The sequence below is a fragment of the Neobacillus sp. PS3-34 genome (genome assembly GCF_030915465.1).
Lineage (GTDB): Bacteria > Bacillota > Bacilli > Bacillales > Cytobacillaceae > Neobacillus_A.
In genome coordinates this window covers 3,000,592-3,016,634 of the sequence record NZ_CP133267.1, presented here as the reverse complement: position 1 = coordinate 3,016,634, position 16,043 = coordinate 3,000,592, and the positions used below count along the sequence as shown (strand labels likewise).

Annotated in this window: 12 protein-coding genes and 4 pseudogenes; 4 read left to right on the top strand and 12 right to left on the bottom strand. The window is 40.3% G+C overall.

All coding sequences use genetic code 11. The annotated features are described in order from the left end of the window. Nucleotides 1–11: 11 nt before the first annotated feature. Nucleotides 12–1,222 (bottom strand): annotated as a pseudogene (locus RCG23_RS15470) (Ger(x)C family spore germination protein). Beyond that, a pseudogene (locus RCG23_RS15465) lies at nucleotides 1,222–2,837 on the bottom strand (spore germination protein). The pseudogenes RCG23_RS15470 and RCG23_RS15465 overlap by 1 nt, the downstream one beginning before the upstream one ends. A 199-nt stretch (nucleotides 2,838–3,036) precedes the next feature. Here RCG23_RS15465 and RCG23_RS15460 point away from each other — a divergent pair. Next, nucleotides 3,037–3,273: a YczF family membrane protein gene (locus RCG23_RS15460; protein ID WP_308176446.1), complete on the top strand. Its 237-nt coding sequence runs from the start codon at nucleotides 3,037–3,039 to the stop codon at nucleotides 3,271–3,273. A 441-nt stretch (nucleotides 3,274–3,714) separates the two neighbouring features. Further along, nucleotides 3,715–4,125 carry an Lrp/AsnC family transcriptional regulator gene (locus RCG23_RS15455; RefSeq protein WP_308176445.1) on the top strand — a complete coding sequence of 137 codons (411 nt, stop codon included), beginning with the start codon at nucleotides 3,715–3,717 and terminating at the stop codon, nucleotides 4,123–4,125. Here RCG23_RS15455 and RCG23_RS15450 read toward each other — a convergent pair. The 6 genes and pseudogenes from RCG23_RS15450 to RCG23_RS15425 all read right to left on the bottom strand — a co-directional run bounded on the left by RCG23_RS15450 (nucleotide 4,105) and on the right by RCG23_RS15425 (nucleotide 9,641). After that, on the bottom strand, nucleotides 4,105–4,995 hold the full coding sequence (locus RCG23_RS15450) for a DMT family transporter (protein ID WP_308176444.1): 891 nt from the start codon (nucleotides 4,993–4,995) through the stop codon (nucleotides 4,105–4,107). The two genes, RCG23_RS15455 and RCG23_RS15450, sit on opposite strands and share 21 nt — an antisense overlap. Before the next feature lie 12 nt (nucleotides 4,996–5,007). Beyond that, complete coding sequence (locus RCG23_RS15445) at nucleotides 5,008–5,763, bottom strand: MBL fold metallo-hydrolase (protein ID WP_308176443.1); 756 nt, start codon at nucleotides 5,761–5,763, stop codon at nucleotides 5,008–5,010. A 202-nt stretch (nucleotides 5,764–5,965) separates the two neighbouring features. Next, nucleotides 5,966–6,745 carry an IucA/IucC family C-terminal-domain containing protein gene (locus RCG23_RS15440; protein WP_308176442.1) on the bottom strand — a complete coding sequence of 260 codons (780 nt, stop codon included), beginning with the start codon at nucleotides 6,743–6,745 and terminating at the stop codon, nucleotides 5,966–5,968. Then, nucleotides 6,735–7,559 carry an ABC transporter ATP-binding protein gene (locus tag RCG23_RS15435; protein WP_308176441.1) on the bottom strand — a complete coding sequence of 275 codons (825 nt, stop codon included), beginning with the start codon at nucleotides 7,557–7,559 and terminating at the stop codon, nucleotides 6,735–6,737. The genes RCG23_RS15440 and RCG23_RS15435 overlap by 11 nt, the downstream gene beginning before the upstream one ends. 32 nt (nucleotides 7,560–7,591) lie before the next feature. Next, a pseudogene (locus RCG23_RS15430) lies at nucleotides 7,592–8,640 on the bottom strand (FecCD family ABC transporter permease). Further along, a complete protein-coding gene (locus RCG23_RS15425) occupies nucleotides 8,637–9,641 on the bottom strand; it encodes a FecCD family ABC transporter permease (RefSeq protein ID WP_308176440.1) in 1,005 nt (334 codons plus the stop codon). Before RCG23_RS15425 ends, RCG23_RS15430 begins: the two are co-directional and overlap by 4 nt. Nucleotides 9,642–9,889: 248 nt before the next feature. Between RCG23_RS15425 and RCG23_RS15420 the strand changes: the two genes are divergently transcribed. Next, complete coding sequence (locus RCG23_RS15420) at nucleotides 9,890–10,870, top strand: ABC transporter substrate-binding protein (protein ID WP_308176439.1); 981 nt, start codon at nucleotides 9,890–9,892, stop codon at nucleotides 10,868–10,870. A 69-nt stretch (nucleotides 10,871–10,939) separates the two neighbouring features. Here the strand turns inward: RCG23_RS15420 and RCG23_RS15415 are convergent, their stop codons facing one another. Continuing rightward, complete coding sequence (locus RCG23_RS15415) at nucleotides 10,940–11,731, bottom strand: endonuclease I family protein (protein WP_308176438.1); 792 nt, start codon at nucleotides 11,729–11,731, stop codon at nucleotides 10,940–10,942. Continuing rightward, nucleotides 11,728–12,689: pseudogene (locus RCG23_RS15410) on the bottom strand (S8 family peptidase). Before RCG23_RS15410 ends, RCG23_RS15415 begins: the two are co-directional and overlap by 4 nt. A gap of 464 nt (nucleotides 12,690–13,153) precedes the next feature. Between RCG23_RS15410 and RCG23_RS15405 the strand changes: the two are divergent. After that, a complete protein-coding gene (locus RCG23_RS15405) occupies nucleotides 13,154–13,516 on the top strand; it encodes a VOC family protein (protein WP_308176437.1) in 363 nt (120 codons plus the stop codon). A 98-nt stretch (nucleotides 13,517–13,614) separates the two neighbouring features. On the opposite strand, the gene RCG23_RS15400 is transcribed toward RCG23_RS15405, so the two are convergent. Then, nucleotides 13,615–14,967, bottom strand: a complete 1,353-nt coding sequence (locus RCG23_RS15400) for an Nramp family divalent metal transporter (protein ID WP_308176436.1) — start codon at nucleotides 14,965–14,967, stop codon at nucleotides 13,615–13,617. 285 nt (nucleotides 14,968–15,252) lie between these two features. Continuing rightward, the gene (locus RCG23_RS15395) at nucleotides 15,253–16,038 is read right to left on the bottom strand and encodes an ABC transporter permease (RefSeq protein ID WP_308176435.1); all 786 of its coding nucleotides are present in this window, start codon (nucleotides 16,036–16,038) and stop codon (nucleotides 15,253–15,255) included. Between the last annotated feature and the right edge of the window lie 5 nt (nucleotides 16,039–16,043).

Below are 16,043 nucleotides of genomic sequence, written 5' to 3'. Positions count from 1 at the left end.
TCTTAAGGGTATTAATTATTCAATTCAAGCCAAAACGGGTTTGTCCGGATTCCGCTTCGGCGAAGATAGGCATCCACTTTAACCGTTACCGATAAATTTGCAAAGTGATCATCCCAGTTTTTCTTCATACTCCTCCATGCCTTAGGATCGGTACGATGAACGACATCTCCAAAACCAAAAATATCACTTTTTTGTTTTTGGGCAGCTTTTATTGAACCGAGAACTTCCTTTTGAATGGCTTTTTCCATTTTCTTTTCAATTTTTCCGATCATGTCAGGATCTGTCAATTTAACTGCAGTATCCGCCTGGCTAATATTCCCTTCCTCTTCAATCGCTATATGAATAGCAGCCTTCCATTTTTGACAGTGGCTGATACCTTGGATTTAGCCCGAATTGAAATTAAACTAATCGCATTGTGTTTTCCATTCCAGTCGATGTTTATATCCGTTCCCTTAATTTTGTCCAGAACCCATACGACTCCACGGGCTTTTTTACCATCGATCCACCCTATCAATTTGCCCTTTTTAAAAATAGCCAGTCCATCTGTTTTAATAATTACATCTGGAATAGTAGAATCTAAATTTGCTTTATTCTTCCCATGGCTCTTTTTTCCCACTAATTGAAAACCATTGGCAATAGTTACTTTTCCGCTGCTTACGATACTGCTGATCACGTCATCAACGGTTACCTTAATGTTTTCCCCTAGCATATTTTCGGTTACTTGCAGGGATTTGGTGATATTATTGACCGGCAATTTATCAAGAATAGTAAGCGTAGAAAGCATCGTTTCAGCGGTCGTGCCCCTGGCAATAACCAGCTGGGTTGTCGTCCTAAAAACCGGATCCCTGTCCAATGCATCCAATATATTTAAAATTCCTTCCTCCGCAGCGAGCTCTTCACTAATTACGACTACATTGGTGTGAGCATAATATAATTGCCTCGAAAGCTTTTTTGTTGCATTCCTAGCCGCATCGGTTAAATTTTCTCCTGAACTTTTGTATACCGCAATTGGAACGCCGCCTCCCCCGCCCATTTGTCCGGTTGAAACATTTCCGGGATTGACAATTTGAAAGGTAACCTTATATCCCTGGTCATTTTCACCCCGGTCGACCCCCAAGGCCATCACAAAGGCCAAATCTGTCAATTCCTTTTGATTCCAGCAGCCACCGAGGAATGGAATAATGATAAGGATAACCAAAAAGCATGTAAATTTTCTTTTCATCATTGATCACCTTTTTTGGGAGAGGAGGAATCCTGCTCATTTTCTTTAGGCGGACCCGGTTTTTGGCTTGTTCCCGTCCTTGTCATATTTCCTTTACCGATTAAATGTGGTCTATCTTTAAATGCAAAGATCGGAAAACGTATTAATGCGTCCTGCTGGTTCTGTATATTGAATGGTGCTAAAGGTGACATATACGGAACCCCAAATGAACGCAGCGAGCACAAATGAAGGAACATAAAAATAATCCCTAATGATATTCCATAAAAACCCAGTACGGTCGCAATACCCATTAGTACAAAGCGAAGCAATCTTGCTGAAATGGCCATTGCAAAAGAAGGTGTTGAAAAGTTTGCAATCGCCGTCATCGAAACAACGATGACCATAACAGGAGAGACAAATCCCGCCTGGACGGCTGCCTGGCCGATTACTAATGCTCCAACAATAGAAACCGCCTGACCGACTGCACGTGGAAGCCTTACGCCTGCTTCCCTTAAGATTTCAAATACCACTTCCATGATCAGGGCTTCCACAAAAGCGGGGAAGGGAACATTCTCACGTTGTGCCGCGATGGCAAGGGCCATTGTTGTCGGTATCATTTCCTGATGAAAGGTGGTAGCCGCAACATATGTCGCCGGTCCTATTAGCGCAGTAAAAAAGGACAAAATTCTTAGCAGTCGAATCCCGGTGGAAATATCAAATCGAAAATAATAATCATCCGGCGCCTGGAAAAACTGAATAAAAAGAGCCGGTGCTGTAATCACAAACGGTGTGCCATCCACCAAAATTGCTATCCTGCCTTCAAGCAGCTGTGACGTCACTACATCGGGCAGCTTTCTGTGTGGTAGGTAGTTGGAAAAGTGGTCCACGTTTGGTCTTCAATTAATTGTTCGATATATCCTGAGCCAAGAATGGCATCAATATCAATTCGATTTAATCTTGTTCTAACTTCCTCAACGATTTTCTCATTGGCTATCCCTTTGATATACATAATTCCAACATCTGTTTGCGAAACCCTCCCAATTTTCATTGATTCAAGCCATAAATTCGGACTTTTAAGACGGCGTCTGATCAAAGAGGTATTGGTTCGAATAGATTCGGTAAATGAATCCTTTAGGCATCGTATGGATAGCTGGGTAGAAGGTTCGGTAATAGCCCTCTTTTCACCTCCCCTTGTACTCCCGCTAATTGCTTTATTAAAACCATCCAGGAAAATGATTGTATCCCCGGATAAGAATAACTCGTATAATTTCTTCCAATCCCTCACCACTTGAATATTTCCAAGCGCAACTGCTTTTTCAAGCATAAACGTAAAAGGTTCACTTATTTCATTTTCTACATTTGGTTCCATTAAAGATTCAAGGACAAAATCGCTAATCATTTTACTCTCAGCCAGTCCATCAAAGTAAGCGAGTGCGCCTTTATGGATACCAAGCCTAAATTCGCGAATCACAACATCCGTACTGTTTCCCAGTTCTTCTTTGATCCTGTTAATATTGTCATGATAATCCCTTAGTATTGGCAACTCTTCGGGTTTCCCCGGATCTTCTTTTTGACGGATATTATCATCCTGTCTCTCTTTTTGTTCTTTTGCAAAAATTTTAGACAAAAACGACATCATTCCCGCCTCACTTTTAGAAGATTTCAGCCTCTTTCCAATAGTGGTTATACTATCCAAAACATTTTATTTTATCCAATTTTTATAAGCTCTTTTATTCAAATATATATAATGAAAAAACAGACCTTGGAAAGACCCGGAATAATGAAATGAAGAAACAAGAACAATAAAGATAAATTCCTTCCTGAAGGTGAAGCAGGTGAAAATACTATTTGTGACGATGCTATTGGCGGTTTCCGTCTTGGCAGTAATCATCTCATTGGATCTCATTATGGGGGTAAGTTTTTCCGGAGTTATTTGGAAAGCAATTAATCCTTTTCGTGTAATGGAACCTTCCGAATATACAGTTGTATTTATGTTCATCATCTTTTTAGGTATCTATTTTCTAAAAACGTATCTCAATAAAAAGAGCAGCAACAATTCTCCGACGAAATAGATTTTACTCAGGGGATCATGATGGACAAAAACTTGCAGAGGAAGCAGAAAAATGTCCATCATAACCTCCATGAAGGACAAACACTTGCAGGGGAAACGCAAAAATGTCCATCATAACCTCCATGATGGACAAAACCTTGCAGGGAAAGCGGAAAAATGTTCATCATAACCTCCATGACGGACAATATCTCGCAGGGGAATCCTCAAAAATTTCTTTCGTACCTTAATGAAATTTCAAAGTGAATAGAGTTGTAGAAAATGTATGAATAATGTATGAATGACCTATAAGTCTGAATGTATTTTGAAAGTTTTACACCTCGATCCTGATATTCATGAACCCATTCCTTCAAAATATCTCATCTATACGTTCTGTGAATTTTTGTGTTATATATGAATAATAGTAAAATATATTCCTATTTTTAGAAAAGAAAGGAATTTACAAATGGATCAAATTGACTTTAAAATACTTGAGCTATTAAAAGAAAATTCACGAAAGCAATGGAAGGAGATAGGCGAGTCTGTTCATATGACCGGGCAAGCCGTAGGCAACCGAATCCATCGTATGGAAGAAGACGGCATTATTGAAAAATATACAATAATAATGAATGAGATGAAGATAGGGAAAAGCATTCAAGCGTTTGTAACGGTTTTTATGAAAACGACCAATCACACTGAGTTTCAACAATTTCTAAGGAATCATCCTAATGTCTCAGAAGCACACAGGGTCAGTGGTGAAGGCTGCTATTTTTTAAAGGCAAGCCTTTCATCTCAAGAGGAATTAAATAAAGTCTTAGATGAAATATTAAAATATGGAAATTACCGTGTGAATCTATCAATTGGAAAAATTGTTTAACATACTTCTTTTATCAAAATTAAGTTGACTTGAAATGGTTGCTACGAGAACAATAACAATTCCTGTCATTTGCATTCGATTTAACACATCGTGAAAGAACAGCATTGAAAATAACATTGATGTAATCGGTTCGATTATACTAACAATGGCGCTATTTGTAGCTCCAATCAGCTTGACTCCATTGAAAAAGAAAACGATTGGAATAACGGTCGATGCGATAGAGAGGGCCGTAATGATAGCCCATCCTTCCATTGAAACATGAGGCGAGACCTGATGCCGCGAAATTCCGATGAAAAGCAAGGTTAATCCTGATGTCAGACAGATCATAGTGGAACTAACTACAGAAGGGATATCTTTGATGAAGGTGTCGCTAATAAAAATAAACAGGCTATAAATTAATCCTGCACCAAAGGCAAAAACGAGACCAATAATCTCTATTTCACCTCCACTATAAATACTTATAAATAATCCAAATAAGCAGATTAAAAGGATTCCAGCCTTTGATAATTTAAAATCTTCATGTCTGCTTATGATTGAAATGACATATGTCAACAAGGGATAGGCGTAAAAAATTATCGTTGCAATTGATGCCGGCATATAGTTGTAGGAACTAAATAACAAATAAGCCATTACTGCATAACCCAAAATCCCTAATAAGGAAATAATGATGATTTTTTTGCAAGCTAAATGAAAGCTTTTCTTTGTAAAAATACAAATTGCGAGTAAGATCAAAAACGCTAGTAGAAATCTAAAACTCAATAAAGTGAACAGATTTACGTTTAATTTGCTCGCTAATCTTGCAAAACTGCTCATTAATCCAAAGCCTGTTGCTGATACAGCAACTAAAAACAGTCCAGCCCATTTTTCCATTCTTTCACCTCGTTAGAACACCAGAATCTCTCCATTTTCCGGTACCAGAATCCTGCTTTCATAGCCGTTTTCTTTACGATAAGCCAGGACTTCGTCACGCGTTAATAAACAATGGTTCCATGATTCCATATGGGAAACAATAATCGTTGCCTCCGGGAATGAAGCAGCCATACTGTCGATATCCTTGAGCCCCATAGTAATTGGTTCACCAACCAGAAAGCGCGCTTCTCCCGCAAAGGCAACTGCAATTTGAGGAGCGTATTTTCTAAAAATATCTTCAATTTCTGAATACCAAACACTGTCGCCGATAATATAAAGAACTGGCTCTTGTTCAGCTTTTAAAATGAATCCTGAAACGGGTCCCATTTTTTCTGCCAGCTCCCCCTTACCATGCTTCCCTGGAGTACGAATAAACTTTATTCCCTCCCAAATATATTCCTGATCGATTGCAACAACATGTTTAAAACCCTTGTCTTTGATATATTCTTCATCCTCTGGCTGGCAAAAAAGAGGCAGATTTTTTGCCAGCTGTAAAATTGCTTCATCATCAAAGTGATCCCGATGGGTATGCGTCACAATAATGGCATCTACCTGTGTTAACTTTCCTTTCTCGATCGTCAGTTCTGAAAGCGGATTATTTAAATGCTGATTTGGTGCATTGGGGACGGGAGCAAGTGTGTCCTTTTCACTAAACATTGGATCAAGTAAGATTTTCTTTCCTTGAAAAGTAATAATGTGTGTGGCATGCCTAATCAGTTGAATATTCATGATTATTCCTCCAATCTTTTATAGAATAATTGTAAGATTTTCTTTTCGTTTCTTACAGTAGCTGCTGAAAACAATCAGATCCATTTATTTTCACAGTGAAAAAAGAAGCAGCATTTTACAGAGTTAAAGAAATTAAAAAAAGCTGTCTCTTGAGACCGTTCCATAACGGCCTGCAGAGTCAGCTATTTATTATAATATCGGATTATTTTCGACGGTTACTCTTCCCGGCATTAAATTGCCGGCAATATAAAGGGCACGTCTTGCAATACGTCCGTTTTTCCCCAAGCTGGTATGTAAAACAGCATGTCTTCCGAACTTTGACAAACTCACCAAGATCCCCGAGATAGATTGGTTCCTGGTTAAACCTTTGCAATGGATTGCTGTTGTAGCTTCCAAACAGGTAGCCAGGCGCCTTGTTGCAAATATAGTCAAAATCAGCTGCAGCTTGTGATCCATCAGTAATCCCAATGACATTTTCATAGAGCCAATAAATATAAACAGCAATATTCTCCCATAAAATTCGCCTTGAAACCTTTCCCTCTTTCGCGAGGCTATCAAGGACAGGAAACACAACATCTTTAAATAAATGCTGTAATGATTCATTTCTCCAAGCGTCAAAGTCAACATTTTCAAAAGGCAGAGCTTCCAGTTTTTCAAAATAATATTCCGGAAGCCAATGCGCTTCATCCTTACTATTTAATAAATGCAGTGTTTCGAGCGAAAACTGAAGCCGTTTTTTCCAGACCGACATTGCGTATAAATAAATAACAGCCACAAAGGCAAATCGTTTCATAAAAACGGATGCAGCCACTCTCAGATCAGGAGCCTGAATCTCATGCTTAACTTTTTTTAGAAAAGTGCCCATATTGCCATCGATAAGCACATCACTGATTTTTTCTGCCGTTCCATCCTTAGGTGCGTTAGATGAAAATCGGAATCTGGAGAGCTCCTCCACTTCCTTTGCTGTTAAATTAACGAACATGGATGGCGCCTGCCTCTTTGATGATCCGTCTCCCTTTGCCATATGGGATGCATAAAGGTGTTCCGAACAGCGGATCAACCGTTACTACACAATCCATGCCAAAAACATTTTTAACCGTGCTGCCATTAATAACATGCTCTGGTTTTCCCTGTGCATAGATTTGCCGGTCCTTGATTGCCACTATATTATGGGCATAGCGGCATGCAAGATTAAGATCGTGTAGGACCATGACAATCGTGCGTCCTTCTTTATCATTCAATTCAAACAGCAAGTCGAGAATTTCAATTTGATGTGTCATATCAAGGTAGGTCGTCGGCTCATCCAAAAGAATGATATCCGTGTCCTGGGCTAGTGTCATTGCGATCCAGGCACGCTGCCGCTGTCCGCCTGAAAGGGAGTCGACAGTCCGGTCACTCAAATCCTCCAGGACGGTTGATTTAAGTGCATTTCGAACCTTGGTTTCATCTTCAACAGACCATTGCCTTATCCAGGACTGGTGCGGATATCGCCCCTGTTTCACAAGCTGCAATACGGTAAGGCCCTCTGGTGCGTCCGGGGATTGTGGAAGGATCGCCATTTTTTTGGCCACTTCCTTTGTTGACAGTCTGGAAATGGAGTCTCCTTCAAGTAAAACCGCCCCGGATTGAGGCTTAAGAAGCCGGGCAATGGACCGAAGGAGCGTGGATTTTCCGCATCCATTCCCACCGATAAAAACCGTAATTTCACCCTTTGGGATTTCAATGTCAAGTTCATCAATAATAATGGTGTCCCCATATGAAAGTGTCAGTTTTTTCGCTTCAATCGCGTGTCCCATATTGCCCGCTCCTTCTTTTTTAAAAATGGTTATTATCGTGTTTTAAAAAGCAAATAGATAAAATAGGGTGCCCCAATGCCTGCCGTAAAAACACCTGCAGGGATTTCAAGAGGAGAAAATAAAGTACGACCGATTAAATCGGCAGCCATCACTAAAATTCCACCGATTAGCGCCGAAACAGGCAATAATGCACCAAAAGCCGACCCTACCAGCCTTCTGGCCATATGAGGAGCGATTAATCCGACAAAGCCTATTCCTCCAGCAAACGCCACTGAGCTTCCAATCAATGCAGTGCTGATCATTAACAAAATGAAGCGCTGCTTTTGAACATATCCGCCAAGTCCTGTTGCCACGTCATCCCCAAGCTCCTGTATATTAATCGTTCTTGCATAGATAAATGCGATTAAAAGAAAGATAACTGTCCAGGGTACAAGAACGGCAACATTCTTCCAGTTGGATCCATATACGGTTCCGGTAATCCATATGTTCGCTTGGCTTGTTTGATAAATCGGCCGAGGACCATCATCAGCGTAGTCAGTGCTTTCATCAAGGTCATAAGCCCGATTCCGATAAGGACGAGACGTATAGGCGAAACACCATTTTTCCAAGCAAGGAAATAAACAAGAAATGCTACCACTGCGGCACCTATAAAGGCAGCAACCGGCAGCCATTGGATACTTACTGTCAGTGCATGATTTTTATCACTAAAAACAGCTAAAAATCCGACAACAGCTACGGCGGCTCCGCCTGTAATTCCTAAAATATCAGGGGAGGCAAGTGGATTTCGGATCATTCCCTGGAGAATTCCGCCTGCTGTCGCCAGACCCATGCCCACCATAAGCGCGACAATAATTCTTGGCAGACGGAAGGACTGGATCACAAGGCGATCCATCACCGTTCCCCCTCCAAAAAACACCTGCAAAACCTTCAGCGGGCTTATTTCCATTTCTCCCAGCCCTGTACTAATGACAAATACGGCAGCTGTTACAAACAAAAACATCAGAAAAATAATGAGTGCTTTATAGTCAATCAGGAAAGAAACTTTATTTTTTAATAATCGAAGATTTTTGTATTGCTTCATCGCCCGTTGAACCCCTTTCTGGCAATGTAAATAAAGAATGGGGTTCCGATGATGGCTGTCATAACCCCGACCGGAATTTCCTGTGGCATCATGATATACCTTGATGCAATATCTGCTGCAACCAAAAGCACTCCTCCGAGAAGCCCCGCAAAAGGAATCACCCAACGATGATCAATTCCTACAATCGAGCGTGTAAGATGCGGAATCACGATTCCGATAAAGCCAATCGGCCCTGCAACAGCAACTGCACCACCAGATAGAAGGATAACAATGATGCCGATGCTTATTTTTAAAAGGACTGTGTTGACACCTAGCCCTTTGGCGACATCTTCTCCCATCGATAAAACATTCATCCTGGCAGCAATTAAAAGGGCTCCCGCCAAGCCTGCCGCCATATAGGGAAGGACAACGGTTAAATTCTCAAGCTTTCTTCCGGAAACCGACCCTGCAAGCCAAAATAACACTTGCTCCAAAGCTGCTTCATTTAAAACCAAAAGCCCCTGTGTAAAGGAGGCGAACAATGCTGTCATCGCTGCTCCTGCTAGGGTAAGCTTCATAGGGGTCAGCCCTTCCCTTCCTCCCGAGCCAACCGCATATACACTTATGGCAGCGATTGCAGCTCCAAGGAAAGACAGCCATGTGAATAAGTGAAGATTACCAATACCAAAGATCGTAACGGCTATTACGACGGCAGCTCCTGCTCCAGCATTTATCCCAAAGATATCCGGGGATGCCAGCGGGTTTTTCGTTAGTGTCTGCATCAAAACTCCAGAAACAGCTAAGCTTGCCCCTACTGCTGCTGCGATTAAAGAACGTGGTAATCTTACAGATTGTATGACGAGATGTTCATTTGAACCATTAAAATGTTGAAAAGCATCGATGGCCATCTTCCAGGTCGTATCCGTATATCCATATACAATGCTGGCACACATTAAAAAAATTAGAATGATCATTGCCAGAAAAAGTCCGAACCATTTCTGGCCTTTATTTTTTAAAAGCATAAGGAATACCTTTCCAAACTCTATGAATTATATAAGAAATCTCACATTTTTAAGTCTATTTTACCAGGGAGTATCTGTCAATGATTTTGATAATCATTTTCAATTACAAAATTCACATTTTCACTATTTGGAAAATTATTTGAGAATCTTTCTCATTTTCATGTTGACTTGGTAAATAATTCGTTTTAAGATGGTGATGTCATTGATAATGATTATCATTACTAATACATAATAGGAGGCTACATTTTATGAAAGGCTTTAAACCATTATTTACAATGATTTCTCTCATTGCCATCTTCCTTCTCTCTGCTTGCGGAAGCGATTCAGAGGAAAAGACAGCTGAGAAAAAGGATGCCACAAAAAACACCAGCTACACAATTGAACACGCAATGGGAACAACGAAATTAGAAAAAACACCTAAAAGGGTTGTTGTTCTTACAAATGAAGGTACAGAAGCATTGTTGGCCCTGGGAGTTAAACCGGTGGGTGCGGTCCAATCCTGGCTTGGCGACCCATGGTACGACCATATTAAAAAGGATATGGACGGTGTCGAAGTAGTAGGAGTAGAGCCTGAAGTGAATTTAGAAAAAATCGCTTCCTTGAAACCGGATTTAATTATCGGAAACAAGCTGCGCCAGGAAGCTGTTTACGAACAGCTGAGTGCGATTGCTCCTACAGTTTTTTCGGAAACACTCCGTGGTGATTGGAAGGATAACTTTAAATTATACGCAAAAGCACTAAACCGTGAGGAAAAGGGCAAACAGGTTTTAGCGGATTTTGACAAGCACGTAGAAGATGTAAAGCAAAAACTGGGTGACAAAGTAAATCAAGAAGTATCTGTCGTTCGTTTCATGGCAGGTAAGTCACGCATTTATTACACAGATTCCTTTTCCGGGATTATTTTCGACCAGCTTGGCTTTAAACGCGCTTCCCAACAGAAAGAGCTATTCACTCCAGATAATAAGCTTGGAAATCTTGCCGTAGAAGTAGGAAAAGAAGTCATTCCTAAAATGGATGGCGACATTCTCTTCTATTTCACTTATGCACCAAAAGGTGATAAACAAGCTCTTAATACAGCAAAAGAATGGACAAATGATCCTCTTTGGAAAAATCTAAAAGTAGTTAAAAACGGAAAAGCTTACGAGGTCAGTGATGCTACCTGGAATACTGCTGGCGGAGTGTTAGCTGCAAATATTATGCTGGATGACCTTGAAAAAATAATGAAATAATACATTTTCTCATATCTTGCAGCTTAATAAACAAACCCCCTTTCAATTTCGAAAGAGGGTTTGTTCTTTTTAAATGTCTGCCATTTTTTCTGCCAGCTCCGGAAAATCAATAAATGGATTACGATTACCCTGTAATTCATAAATTGCCAGGTTCCGGTGTTTTTCATAGAGGGAAGTTGGGAACTTTTGATGCCATTTCAATAAAAGAGGTACATTAACCATTTCTTTGTTAATAACATTCCTATATCGAAGAAGGAAATAGAACGAAGCCCTGGCGACGATTCCTTTTCCGTACTCTGGCTCAAACTTGTCTTCTTCTGCCTTTCCGCAGCCACTCCTGATTCCTAAAGCTTGTCCTTCAGGTACATAATCAGGAAAATCAGCATAGGGGCTGTTGCCACGGCTGCTGTTGCAACCGGGCTCACAGGCAAATAGATGATGCAAATCTCCTCTCATTGGCTCCATTTTATTGAACCAGGATTGGGGGACAACATGCTCACAGTTTAAGAGAGTTTCGCCTGACGCAGCGATGACCCCATTTTCCTCCAATTCAAGTATTTGATAATCATGTTTTATTGTTTCTGCAGGATCCATTCTTTTTCCTGAGTAGAGGCTCTTTAATTCCCTGTTTTCCTGCAAATCCACCCATGGATATAAATAGCGGTGCGGAGCATATTCAAGCTTTTTGGTATGTGTTTCTTCAAGGAGAGTATGGATACTTTCTTTTAGTTCAGATCCATTAAATGAAATGCTTTGATAATAGCTTTTCCTGATTTCAATATCTGCCTGTTCATCATAGTAAACACAGTACTCTTTTAAGCCTTCCTTTTCTTTTAAAAGAAATTCAGGGGTGTTCATCATACATTGACCACTTCAGCAGTGACGTTTTGGCTAAATATTTCGGTCAAATAGTCAACAGCTGTTAAATATAGCATCCCATTGCCCTCAATTTTCGGAGAGGTTCCTAAAGGAACGGTTCTCTTAATTAATTGGGCATACAGTTCTGGCCCGGTTAAATTTCTCTCAAAGCTTCTGTTCGAAATATCTTTAATAAGTGCAAGCGCACCGGATACATGCGGGGTCGCCATTGAAGTCCCGCTAAGCTTGGCATATTTACCATCCTTAAAGGTTGATAAAATTTCCTCTCCAGGAGCAACTAAATCGACTTCGTTATTAGAGTTAGTAAACTCAGAAGAGTGGCGCTGCAAATTAATGGCCCCTACACTAATGACTTCGTTATATGAACCCGGATAACCAAGTTCATCGGTTGAATCCTGTCCATCCCCTTCATTGCCGGCCGCACAGACAACGAGAATATTATTTTCGACTGCTTTTTGAATTGCCTGATGCAATTCTGGAACATCCTCGCGCCGCCAAGGCTCATCGAGATAATATCGACCTTTTGTTCAATAGCTAAATTAATCCCATTAATGATCCATTCATAATGGCCTGAACCATTTTTATCGAGGACCTTGATAATAAATAAATTTGCTTCGGGTGCGACACCAATAACTCCAGCATGGTTTTCGCTGGCTGCCATCGTCCCGGCTACATGGGTACCATGACCATTATAATCCTTAAAAACATCCGGACTCCCATTGTCATCATCGGTAAAATTCCGCCCACCAATAATCCGATCTTTCAAGTCGGGATGGGTAACATCACAGCCGGTATCCAAAATGGCAATCGTCATTCCCTTGCCCTTCGATTTCTCCCATACCTTCGGGGCTTGAATCAGTTCAACCCCGTCTGGCACCTCGGTTACCTCTTCAACCTCTGCAATCAACTGGTACGGAATCAAGCGCATCTCTCGCTCCATCTTATTCCCTCCTGACAGATTTAATTGAAGCCAACCCATGATGTTATTAATAGTTTAACAATTCTGAATATATTAACATAGTTACCATTGGAGTGTTTTTTTAATAGGTATTACCCAACTTTAGTAGGAAAGGTTTTTTTGTAAGGCTTTGCGAGAAGGATTTGACGATGGGTTGAGCTAATTTGTACTATATAAAAAAATGGCTGTTTTCGTATACTTTGTTGGTATATAAGGAGTAGTTGATTTCCACTCCAGGATGCTCGCTTTCCGCGGGGCGGGCGGTGAGCCTCCTCGGCGCACAGCGTCTGCGGGGTCTCACCTGTCCCGCTGCTCCCGCAGGAGTCTCGCACCTTCCGCTCCAATCAACTTCGTTTTCAACGATTTGCTTTTAAAAACCTATTTACAAAACAACAATCTTTTAGAAAACAGCCAAAAAAATCTACTTACTTTTTGAGGATGATAAAATGATAAGGCAAATCTCAACCGTAGCCGTATATGTCGAAGACCAGCAAAAAGCAAAAACATTTTGGGTAGAAAAAGTCGGTTTCGAGGTTGTTGCAGACCATCCGATGGGTCCAAATGCGCAATGGCTTGAGGTATCTCCTAAAAATGCTCCATCTCATTTAGTTATCTATCCTAAGGCGATGATGAAAGGCTCAGAAAATATGAAAGCATCGATCGTTTTTGAATGCGACGATATTTTAGGTACATACGAAACAATGAAATCAAAAGGTGTAGAGTTTTTGGGAGAGCCAAATCAGATGCAATGGGGAACGTTCGTACAATTTAAAGATGAAGATGATAATACCTTCTTATTGAAGGGATAATCAATCATCAATGTAAACCTGGGGAATTTTTTGCGATAACAAACATACAAAATGGCATAGGAATCATCTATGCCATTTTTGTTTCTATTTTCACATCATTAACCGAAAAACGTTTGAAAAAGTAAATATACATTTAAGCTAATGATTACAAAAGCAACAAACCAAGCAAGAGACTTCAACCATAATGGATTGACGAACTCACCCATTTTCTTTTTATCGCTTGTAAATTTAATTAGAGGTACTACGGCGAAAGAAAGTTGTAAAGATAGTATTACTTGACTCAATATGAGTAGTTGTGTTGTTCCGCTTTCACCATAAAGACCAGTTACAATTACAGCAGGGACAATAGCAATTAATCGGGTAATAAGCCTCCTTAGCCAGGCAGCCAGGCGAATATTTAAAAATCCTTCCATGACAATTTGACCAGCCAAAGTTCCTGTTAATGTTGAGTTTTGACCTGAAGCTAACAATGCAACTCCAAATAAGATACTTCCAATTGTCGTTCCTAAAATCGGAGTAAGTAAATGATAAGCATCATTAATATCTGCCACATCCGTCATTCCTGCTTTATGGAATGTAGCAGCGGAAAGGATCAAGATGGCAGCATTGATAAATAATGCAAAGAACAGGGCAATGGTTGAATCCCATGTTGCATATTTAATAGCCTCTCTCTTTCCCAAGCTAGTTTGTTTATACTTTCGAGTTTGAACAATGGATGAATGAAGGTATAAATTGTGCGGCATTACGGTTGCTCCTAATATACCAATCGCAATATATAGCATGGTTGGGTTACTAATAATCTCTGTGCTTGGAACAAAGCCTTTCATTATTCCACCTACATCAGGCTTAGAAAGAAACATTTCAGTTGCAAAACAACCTCCAATCGTAACAATTAAGACTATCACCAACGTTTCAATATAACGGAATCCCTTATTCTGAAGCAGCAATACCACCAATACATCTAAAGCAGTAATGATGACACCATATATCAATGGAATTCCAAACAACAGATTTAATGCGATAGCCGAGCCTATCACTTCTGCTAAGTCACAGGCAGCAATGGCTAATTCACATAAAACCCATAAACCCATGGCGACGGGCTTACTATAATGGTCCCGGCAGGCCTGAGCTAAATCCCTACCTGTTACAATTCCAAGCTTTCCCGCCAGAGCCTGAAGCAGAATGGCCATCAGATTGGACAATAGGATAACAGATAGTAATGTGTATCCAAATAGAGAGCCTCCTGCTATATCCGTTGCCCAGTTACCCGGATCCATATAGCCGACAGCAACCAGATAGCCAGGACCGGCAAAAGCAAGAAATTTTTTAATCCAGGACCCACTCTTTGGTATTCGAAGGCTTCTATAAACCTCTGGTAAAGTTGGTTCTGTTCGTTTATTTCTCCAGCCCTGTTCGGCTGCCAGTGGCAGTTCTTTTGCATTTTCGCCCATGATTATCATCCCCTTCTTATTGGTACAAACTAATTATTTTGCATTAAGGCAACTTTTTAAGTAAAAAAATCCTCAAACATTTGTAAAAAAATTATATGATGGAGCAAAGGAAATGTTTCCTATTTTAATTGTACAATGTAAATTTTTTTAGTCAAGGGAAACTTTTTTGGGTAAATAAGTAAAAAAGTCATTAGGCTTCCACCGGGAACTGAAAATACTCAGAAAAAATCCCCCATCTATCTTTAGATGAGGGATTTCTTTTAAACTCATAAGCTTAAACTTTATTTACGAGCCTGTCGATCGGTAATGCCTGACACCAATATGCCAAACGATCAGACAGGGAAGGATAAATGCAATACCCGCAAGCGGCATTATCATATATAAAATGGGATAGCCGCCATTATTTTTCCCAAGTATAAACAGGAGGGGCAGGTAATTCACACAGCCAAAAGGGATCACATAGGTAAAAAATCTGGTTACCCATTTTTGATAGATATTTAATGGATACTTAGCCATTTCCCTTCCACCATCAGTGAATATATTGGCTACCTCCAAACCCTGGACCGTCCAAAAACACATGGTAGCGGCAAGAATGAATATCCCAGTAAAAATAAACACACCGCCAATAATCATCAGGAAAAGGGTTATGACCTTTACTGCATTCCAATCAACAGAAAGATTGGCGAGTGCCAAAATCAAAATCACAACACTTTGCAGCATTCTTCCCATTTTGGAGAACTCGAACTTTGAACCAATTACTTGGAGAACTGTGTTTCTTGGACGAACGAGCAATCGATCGAACTCCCCATTTACAACGAGAGCAGAAAAACTGTCAAATCCCCTTGCGAAGCATTCGCTCATTGAAAAGGCTAGATTGATGACGGCAAAACATAGGGCTACCTCATAAAAATCCCAGCCTTTAAGTTGGCCGAAACGTTCAAATAAGAAGTACAAGCCGGCAAAAACGGTGAATGGCATAAAAAATTGGCCGATTGTTAAAAGCCAAAAGGAAGTGCGGTATTGTAATTGGGATTTCCATTGAATAAATAAATATTTAAAGTAAATATTCACACCAG